At 65.2% G+C, this 8382-nt stretch carries 8 protein-coding genes and 1 pseudogene; 2 read left to right on the top strand and 7 right to left on the bottom strand.

Annotated features, from left to right (window positions below; all coding sequences use genetic code 11):
• Window positions 1–660 (bottom strand): acetaldehyde dehydrogenase (acetylating) (locus JOZ00_RS07080; RefSeq protein ID WP_293341685.1); only part of this gene is annotated, 660 nt, incomplete at its 3' end.
• Between the two features lie 47 nt (window positions 661–707).
• Window positions 708–1493, bottom strand: coding sequence for a 2-keto-4-pentenoate hydratase (locus tag JOZ00_RS07075; RefSeq protein ID WP_293341682.1), 786 nt, complete (start codon window positions 1491–1493; stop codon window positions 708–710).
• Window positions 1494–1565: 72 nt separating this feature from the next.
• On the opposite strand from JOZ00_RS07075, the gene kstD reads away from it, so the two are divergent.
• Both kstD and JOZ00_RS07065 read left to right on the top strand, forming a co-directional pair.
• Entirely contained in the window at window positions 1566–3248 is a 1683-nt protein-coding gene (gene kstD, locus JOZ00_RS07070; RefSeq protein ID WP_293341679.1) for a 3-oxosteroid 1-dehydrogenase, read from the top strand.
• A 1-nt stretch (window position 3249) separates the two neighbouring features.
• Window positions 3250–4113: a MaoC/PaaZ C-terminal domain-containing protein gene (locus JOZ00_RS07065; RefSeq protein WP_293341676.1), complete on the top strand. Its 864-nt coding sequence runs from the start codon at window positions 3250–3252 to the stop codon at window positions 4111–4113.
• Between the two features lie 75 nt (window positions 4114–4188).
• Here the strand turns inward: JOZ00_RS07065 and JOZ00_RS07060 are convergent, their stop codons facing one another.
• The 5 genes and pseudogenes from JOZ00_RS07060 to fadE29 all read right to left on the bottom strand — a co-directional run.
• A complete protein-coding gene (locus JOZ00_RS07060) occupies window positions 4189–5028 on the bottom strand; it encodes a hypothetical protein (RefSeq protein WP_293341673.1) in 840 nt (279 codons plus the stop codon).
• A 141-nt stretch (window positions 5029–5169) separates the two neighbouring features.
• Complete coding sequence (locus JOZ00_RS07055; protein WP_293341670.1) at window positions 5170–6339, bottom strand: lipid-transfer protein; 1170 nt, start codon at window positions 6337–6339, stop codon at window positions 5170–5172.
• Window positions 6339–6740, bottom strand: coding sequence for a MaoC family dehydratase (locus JOZ00_RS07050; protein ID WP_293341667.1), 402 nt, complete (start codon window positions 6738–6740; stop codon window positions 6339–6341). The genes JOZ00_RS07055 and JOZ00_RS07050 overlap by 1 nt, the downstream gene beginning before the upstream one ends.
• Window positions 6737–7687, bottom strand: a complete 951-nt coding sequence (locus JOZ00_RS07045; RefSeq protein WP_293341664.1) for a bifunctional MaoC family dehydratase N-terminal/OB-fold nucleic acid binding domain-containing protein — start codon at window positions 7685–7687, stop codon at window positions 6737–6739. The genes JOZ00_RS07050 and JOZ00_RS07045 overlap by 4 nt, the downstream gene beginning before the upstream one ends.
• A pseudogene (fadE29, locus tag JOZ00_RS07040) lies at window positions 7684–8382 on the bottom strand (acyl-CoA dehydrogenase FadE29); the annotation flags it as partial. The pseudogene fadE29 and the gene JOZ00_RS07045, both read right to left, overlap by 4 nt.

The raw sequence follows: 8382 nt of genomic DNA, 5'->3' as shown, positions 1-8382 counted from the left end.
GGCGATCGCGTCGCGGTCGGCGTCCTCGGGGATGGCGCAAAAGATGGTGTCACGCATGATCATTGGCGGGTCGGCGGGATTGAGGATGATGATCGCCTTGCCCCGCTTGGCGCCGCCGATGGTCTCCACACCCCTGCTGGTCGTCTTGGTGAACTCATCGATGTTGGCCCGAGTACCCGGCCCCGCCGACACCGAGGCCACCGACGCCACGATCTCGGCGTAGGGCACCTCCACGACACGCGAGACGGCGTACACGATCGGAATCGTCGCCTGCCCGCCGCAGGTGATCATGTTGACGTTTCGCGCACCCAGATGCGCGCGCAGGTTCGCCGGCGGAATCACCGCCGGCCCCACCGCAGCCGGCGTCAGGTCAATGGCGCGGATCCCAGCGGCCTCATACCGGGGCGCCGCGTCCCGGTGCACGTAAGCGCTGGTCGCCTCGAACACCATGTCCGGCTTCTCGGACTGCGCGAGCAGCCAATCCACACCCTCGTGAGTGGTCTCCAAGCCCAGCTTGCGGGCCCGTGCCAGGCCTTCGCTCTCTGGGTCGATACCCACCATCCAACGTGGCTCGAGCCAATCGGATCTCAGTAGTTTGTACAGAAGGTCGGTGCTGATGTTCCCCGACCCGACTATCGCCACACTCGCCTTGGACGGCATGTTGCTCCTTAACCAATGGTTGCGACCCGCTCGCGTGCGGTCGCTCCCTATTCGAACGACAAGCGGACAGAACCCAGGCCGGTGAAGTCGGCTACGAACTCGTCGCCGGCGCGCGCGTCGATGGCTCGCATGCAGGATCCGGGCAGTACCACGTCACCTTTGCGCAACCGTACTCCGAAGCCCTCTACCTTGCGGGCCAGCCAGGCAACCGCGGTGACCGGGTTACCAAGCACAGCATCGCTGCGGCCCTCCGCGACAATCTCACCGTTGCAACGCAACACGGCGTCGATCGCCTTGACGTCGATGCTGCGCGGCGAAACGCGGCCCTTGCCCAGAACGAAGCCCGCTGAGGACGCATTGTCAGCGATGGTGTCGCACAACTCGATCTGCCAGTCGGTGATCCGGGTGTCGATCAGTTCGATCGAGGGGATCAGGGCTTCGGTGGCCTCCAGTACGTCGTCCTCGGTGCAACTCGCGCCGGGCAGATCCGCATTTAAAAGAAAAGCGACTTCGACCTCGACCCTGGGGTACAGGTATTGGTTCGCCGTGACCGGCGTGTGTTCGAACAACTGCATCTCGTCCAGCAGATGCCCGTAGTCCGGTTCGTCGACGCCCATCATCTGCTGGATCGCCAGCGACGAGAGCCCCACCTTGTGGCCCAGAACCCGGGCCCCCTCCGCGACGCGCTGCCGGATGTTGATCAGCTGGATTTCGTAGGCGTCGACGACGTCGATCTCCGGGTGGGCGGCGGTCAGCGGAGCGATCGGCTCGCGGCTCCGCTCGGCCTGAGCCAAGTCGGCGGCGAGCTCGTCACGTGTCGCAACACTGAGCATCTATGGACGTCTCCTCATACGGTTGACCGGCCCAGTAGCGCCCGGCCTGGGCAATTCTATAACGTGTTCTACATGACAGCACAGGAGCTCGATGTCGTCGTGGTCGGGAGCGGCGCAGCCGGCATGGTGGCTGCCCTTACCGCTGCGCACCGGGGCCTCTCCACTATAATCGTAGAGAAAGCCTCCCACTTCGGCGGCTCCACCGCCCGGTCAGGTGGCGGCGTCTGGATCCCCAACAACGAGGTGCTCAAGCGCGACGGCGTCCGCGATACGCCAGAGGCCGCCCGCACGTATCTGCACGGCATCATCGGCGACGTCGTCCCACCCGAGCGCATCGACACCTACTTGGAGCGCGGACCCGAGATGTTGTCGTTCGTGCTCAAGAACACGCCGTTAAAGATGTGCTGGGTTCCGCGCTACTCCGATTACTACCCCGAGGCCCCGGGCGGACGCCCCGACGGGCGTTCGATCGAGCCCAAACCGTTCGACGCCCGCAAGCTCGGCCCCGACGAGTCCGGACTCGAGCCTGCTTACGGCAAGGTGCCGCTCAACGTCGTTGTGATGCAACAGGATTACGTGCGGCTGAACATGTTGAAGCGACACCCGCGGGGTGTGCTGCGCAGCCTGAAGGTCGGCGCACGGACGATGTGGGCCAAGGCTACCGGCAAGAACCTCGTCGGCATGGGACGCGCCCTGATCGCACCGCTGCGGATCGGCCTGCAGCGAGCCGGCGTTCCGGTACTGCTCAACACCGCGCTGACCGACCTGTTCGTCGAGGACGGCGTGGTGCGCGGGGTTTATGTTCGCGATACCACCGCAGCGGAATCCGCTGAGCCGCGGCTGATTCGGGCCCGACGCGGTGTCATCCTGGCTTCCGGCGGCTTCGACCACAACGAACAGATGCGGGTGAAATATCAGCGGGCGCCCATCACCACCGAGTGGACCGTCGGCGCAAAGGCGAACACCGGCGACGGCATCCTCGCGGGCGAAAAGCTGGGCGCTGCACTGGATGTGATGGAAGACGCCTGGTGGGGCCCGACGGTACCGCTGGTGGGTGCGCCGTGGTTCGCCCTGTCGGAGCGCAACTCTCCGGGGTCGATCATCGTCAACATGTCGGGCAAGCGGTTTATGAACGAATCGATGCCCTACGTCGAAGCCTGTCACCACATGTACGGCGGAGAGCACGGCCAAGGGCCCGGACCGGGAGAGAACATCCCCGCATGGCTGGTGTTCGACCAGCAGTACCGTGACCGCTATATCTTTGCGGGATTGCAACCGGGTCAACGTATTCCGCGCAAGTGGATGGAGTCCGGCGTCATTATCCAGGCCGACACCCTGGAGGAACTCGCGGCCAAGGCCGGCCTGCCGGTCGACGAGTTGCTTTCCACCGTGGAACGTTTCAACGGCTTCGCCCGGTCGGGCGTCGACGAGGACTACCACCGCGGCGAGAGCGCGTACGACCGTTACTACGGCGACCCGACGAACAAGCCGAATCCCAACCTCGGCGAGCTCTCGCACGCGCCGTACTACGCCGCCAAGATGGTGCCCGGCGACCTGGGGACCAAGGGCGGGGTCCGCACCGACGTCCATGGCCGCGCGCTGCGAGACGACGGCTCGATCATCGAAGGCCTTTACGCCGCAGGCAATGTCAGTGCCCCGGTGATGGGTCACACGTATCCCGGTCCGGGCGGCACCATCGGTCCGGCAATGACCTTCGGCTATTTGGCCGCTCTACACATCGCGGGAGAACGCTGATATGCCCATCGACGTCGACGTCGCACTCAACGCCGAGTTGGACCCCATCGACTTCTCCTGGGTCAGCAGCGATGTGCAGCTCTATCACCTGGGCCTGGGTGCCGGGGCGGATCCGATGGATCCCCGCGAGCTGCGCTACCTCGTCGACGACACCCCGCAGGTGCTACCGACGTTCGGCAACGTCGCCGCGACCTTCCACGCGACGAAACCGCCGACCGTGCAATTTCCCGGGATCGACATCGAGCTGAGCAAGGTCCTGCACGCGAGCGAGCGGATCGAGGTGCCCGGGCCGCTGCCGCCGTCGGGTTCGGCGCGGGCCGTCACGCGGTTCACCGACATCTGGGACAAGGGCAAAGCCGCGGTCATCTGGAGCGAGACCACCTACACCGCGCCCGACGGCACGCTGCTGTGGACGCAGCGGCGGTCCATCTTTGCGCGCGGCGAAGGCGGATTCGGCGGCGAGCGCGGGCCTTCAGGGGGCGGGTCGTCGGACCCGGACCGCGCGCCCGACGTCGAGGTCGCGATGCCGATCCTGCCGCAGCAGGCGCTGCTGTACCGCCTCTGCGGTGACCGCAACCCGCTACACTCTGACCCGGAATTCGCTGCCGCGGCAGGCTTTTCGCAGCCCATTCTGCATGGCTTGTGCACCTACGGCATGACGTGCAAGGCCATCACCGACGCGCTGCTGGATGGCGACGCTTCCGCTGTGGCCGCCTATGGCGCACGCTTCGCCGGGGTGGCCTTCCCCGGTGAAACCCTCAAGGTCGGCATCTGGAAGGACGACGGGCGTGTGGTGGCCAGCGTTGTCGCGCCTTCGCGCGACAACGCCGTCGTGCTCTCCGGCGTCGAGCTGGTCCCGGTCTAGCGTCTCGCCCCCTCTCCCTCCTTTGCCTCGAGCGTGAAGTTAGCTTCACGCTCGGCCATGAATGTGAAGCTAACTTCACAGTCGGCGAGAGCGGGCCGCGCGAACGCGACGAATGATTTCGGCCGGGCGATCGCCGCCAACTACCCGTACCACGATCCAGCCACGCCGTTGCAACAGCTCTGAGCGGCGGATATCCCATCCATACTGGTGCCGGTCGGTTCGATGATGATCGCCGTCGTATTCCACTGCAACTTTGATTTCTTTCCAACCCATATCCAGGTAGGCAAAGACATCGCCGAATTCGTTGGCCACGGGTATCTGCGTCTGCGGCTTGGGCAAACCCGCTTGCACCAGCACAATTCGCAGCCAGGACTCCTTCGGCGAGTGCGCCCCGCTGTCGAAGAGCGATATCGCCTCGCGCCCCCGCACAATGCCTCGACGGCCCGGATATCGCTCGGCGAGCAATTCGACATCGGCAGCCTTGATGTCCGTCTCACGTGCCAACGCGTCTATGCCGGCCACGGCGGTCGTCGTCGAGTACCAACAGCCCAGATCCAGCGCCGTCCTCGCACTCGAGGTCACCCGAATGCCGTCCACCACTTCGATTTCGTCTTCCTCGATGCGATCTCCGCGCGCTGTGATGCCCGCTTGGTGGTGGCGATTGTCGTGGAGGATGTCGACTACCGTGACGCCTTCAACCCATTTACTGCCGTGCAGTGCGGCGGCCGAGAACCCGGAGATGACGCCCTGCCGCCCTGTCCACAACCATCCGGCTTTGGCCCGCAGCGCGGCCGTGACATCGGCGTCGCGGTCCACATATACATCGCGAAATAGCCTGGTGTAGCCCGTGCTCAGCCGACTCCTGGTCAGAGCTCCGCGAGCTACAGCTTCGCTGCCAATGAAGGGTTCCCCCACGACCGAAGGGTCGCACGAGTCTCTCGCGTCGTCACTTCAGTCGCCGAGCGTGAAGCTAGTTTCACGGTGGGGCACGAGCGTGAAGCTAACTTCACGCTCGGCGGCAAGGCAAGGCCAGGCAAGGCAGGCAAAAGGGATGCGCTAGCCGAGGATTAGGCCCGAGGTGGGCACACCCGTGCCCGCGGTGACGAGAACGTGCTCGACGTCGGGGACCGGGTTCACCGAGGTGCCGCGCAGCTGCCGCACACCCTCGGCGATGCCGTTCATGCCGTGGATGTACGCCTCACCGAGCTGGCCTCCGTGCGTGTTGATGGGAAGCCGCCCGCCCACCTCGATCGCGCCATTGGCGATGAAGTCCTTGGCTTCGCCCTTGCCGCAGAATCCCAACTCCTCCAACTGAATCAGCGTGAACGGCGTGAAGTGGTCATACAACACCGCGGTCTGGATATCAGTGGGCGAAAGGCCGGACTGCTGCCACAGCTGCCGACCCACCACGCCCATCTCGGGGAGGCCGAGTTCGGGCCGGTAGTAGCTGACCATCGTGTACTGGTCGGGACTGGAGCCCTGCGACGCCGCCTCGATTACCGCGGGCCGCTGCTTGAGGTCCCGCGCGCGTTCCGCTGACGTCACCACAATCGCAACCGCGCCGTCGGTCTCCTGACAGCAATCCAGCAGCCGCAACGGCTCGGCGATCCACCGCGAATTCTGGTGGTCCTCAATGGTTATGGGCTTCTCGTAGAAGTATGCCTTCGGGTTCTTGGCGGCATGCTTGCGGTCGGCCACCGAAATGGCGCCGAAGTCCCGGCTGCCGGCACCGGACATGTGCATGTAGCGCTGAGCGATCATCGCCACCTGCGCCGCCGGCGTCGACAGCCCGTGCGGATACGAGAACGAATTGTCCGCCGACGTCGAATCTGCTTGAGCGCCAACATCTCCCACCAGCCTGGTCTGCACCTGGCCGAACCGCATGCCGGAACGCTCGTTGAACGCCCGATACGCCACCACCACGTCGGCCACCCCGGTCGCGACGGCCATCGCCGCCTGCTGGACCGTCGCGCACGCCGCGCCGCCGCCGTAGTGGATCTTGGAGAAGAACTTCAGATCGCCGATCCCGGCCGCACGCGCGACCGCGATTTCGGTGTTCGTGTCCATCGTGAAGGTGGTCAGGCCGTCGACATCCGACGGCGACAGACCGGCGTCGTCCAAAGCGTCGAGAACCGCCTCGGCCGCCAACCGCAGTTCGCTGCGTCCGGAGTCCTTCGAGAAGTCGGTGGCCCCGATGCCAACAATCGCAGCTTTACCCGACAGCATCAGGCGTCCCCCATCGTCAGCGTCACCGTCGCGATGACATGGTCACCAAGACTGTTGCGGCCTACGACTTTCACGGTGATCAGGCCGCTTTCCACAGCGGTCACCTCACCGGAGAAGGTCACCGTGTCGTAGGCGTACCACGGTACCCCCAGCCGAAGCCCGATGGACTTGATCAGCGCCGACGATCCGGCCCAATCGGTGACATAGCGCTGCACCAGCCCAGTGTCGGTGAGGATGTTGACGAAGATGTCCTTCGACCCTTTGGCCTGCGCCAGGTCGCGGTCGTGGTGGACATCTTGAAAGTCCCTGGTGGCCAACGCCGTCGAGATGATGAACGTCGGGTCGCCGTGGAGTTTGAGCTCGGGAAGGGTGGTGCCTACCTCGACCGTCGGCGCGCTCATGCGGAAGGCTCCCACGCGTAGAGGCTCCACTCCGGGCCGCTGTCGCCGGCGGGGAAGTCGATATAGGTTGCGCGCACGGGCATTCCAATCTTCACCTTGTCGTGCTCGACCCCACGCAACTCGCCCAGCATCCGCACGCCTTCGTCAAGCTCGACCAGGGCGATCACGAACGGCAGTGTGCGGCCGGGGACTTTCGGCGCGTGGTGCACCACAAAGCTGTAGACCGTGCCTTCACCGCTGGCGACCACGTAGTCGATCGGCTCGGCCTTGTCTTGCCAGACCGCAGGCACCGGAGGGTGCTGCAGACTGCCGTCGGGCCGCCGCTGGATCCTCAGCTCGTGCGCCTTGACGCCCTCCCAGAAGAAGACCGTGTCGCGCGACGACGAAGGACGCATCATCGCGTCGGGATCCAGGTCCTCGGGCACCGAGGCCGCATTAGAGGCCTCGCGCGGCTTGAATTTGAGGATGCGCCACTCCATCTCGGCGACGTCCTCGTCGCCGACCCGCCACGTGATGTGCTGGTTGATGAACCAGCCCTCACCGAGCGCGGTCTGCTTGGGGCCGATCACGTCGCGCATCTCCGAGGCGATGCTGACCTCTTCGCCCGGCCGCAGATACCGGTGGTAGGTCTGCTCGCAGTTGGTCGCGACCACCCCGATGTAGCCGGCGTCGTCGAACAGCTTCATCATCGGACCCATCGGGTCATCGGTGGGACGTTCCCCGCCAAGCCCGAACATCGTCCACACCTGAATCATGGCCGGTGGAGCCACAATTCCCGGGTGTCCCGCCGCGAGGGCCGCGGCCTCGTCCCGGTAGATCGGATTCGTGTCCCCGAGAGCCTCCACCCAGTTGTTGATTGTCGGCTGGTTCACCGGGTCCCGGCCCGCGCGCGGCTTGGCGACGACGGTTGCTGTGATCTCCTCGATAGCTTCCCGGATGTCTGTCATCGAGGCACCCTCGGCACCTTGAGGCCAGCCGCCGCGATCATTTCGCGCATGACTTCGTTGACGCCTCCACCGAAGGTGATTACCAGGTTGCGCTTGGTCTGTGAGTCCAGCCAGTCGAGCAGCTCGGCGGTGTCCGACTCCGCGGGGTTGCCGTACTTGCCGACGATCTCCTCGGCGAGCCGGCCGATGTACTGAATCTTCTCGGTGCCAAAGACTTTGGTCGATGCGGCATCCGCGACGTTGATGTCCTCACCCGCCGCGGCCACCTGCCAGTTGAGCAGCTCGTTGATCCGCCACATCGAGTAGATCTCGCCGAGCGCCCGCTTGACGTCCTGGTGATCGATCGGCGTGACGCCGTCGCCGCCCGGCTTGGACGCCCACGCGTGCAACCGGTCGTAGATGCCGGCGGTGCGGCCCGCCGGGCCCAGCATGACGCGCTCGTTGTTGAGCTGGGTGGTGATCAGCCGCCACCCGCCGTTTTCCTCGCCGACCAGCATGTCGGCGGGCACCCGTACGTCGTTGTAGTAGGTGGCGTTGGTGTGGTGGGCGCCGTCGGACAGGATGATCGGCGTCCACGAGTAGCCGGGATCCTTGGTGTCGACGATCAGGATCGAAATGCCCTTGTGCTTAACGGCTTCCGGGTCGGTCCGGCAGGCCAGCCAGATGTAGTCGGCATCGTGAGCGCCGGTGGTGAA

This window comes from Mycobacterium sp., assembly GCF_019243155.1.
Lineage (GTDB): Bacteria > Actinomycetota > Actinomycetes > Mycobacteriales > Mycobacteriaceae > Mycobacterium.
Note: the sequence above shows the minus strand (reverse complement) of the source record. Positions and strands in the feature narration are given on the sequence as shown.

What these genes read in the sequence shown, in the direction of transcription:
- JOZ00_RS07065 (WP_293341676.1), top strand. Translation starts at nt 3,250, where the DNA reads ATGCCCATCGACGTCGACGTCGCACTCAACGCCGAGTTGGACCCCATC.
- JOZ00_RS07050 (WP_293341667.1), bottom strand. Translation starts at nt 6,740, where the DNA reads ATGAGCGCGCCGACGGTCGAGGTAGGCACCACCCTTCCCGAGCTCAAA.
- kstD (WP_293341679.1), top strand. Translation starts at nt 1,566, where the DNA reads ATGACAGCACAGGAGCTCGATGTCGTCGTGGTCGGGAGCGGCGCAGCC.
- JOZ00_RS07055 (WP_293341670.1), bottom strand. Translation starts at nt 6,339, where the DNA reads ATGCTGTCGGGTAAAGCTGCGATTGTTGGCATCGGGGCCACCGACTTC.
- JOZ00_RS07045 (WP_293341664.1), bottom strand. Translation starts at nt 7,687, where the DNA reads ATGACAGACATCCGGGAAGCTATCGAGGAGATCACAGCAACCGTCGTC.
- JOZ00_RS07075 (WP_293341682.1), bottom strand. Translation starts at nt 1,493, where the DNA reads ATGCTCAGTGTTGCGACACGTGACGAGCTCGCCGCCGACTTGGCTCAG.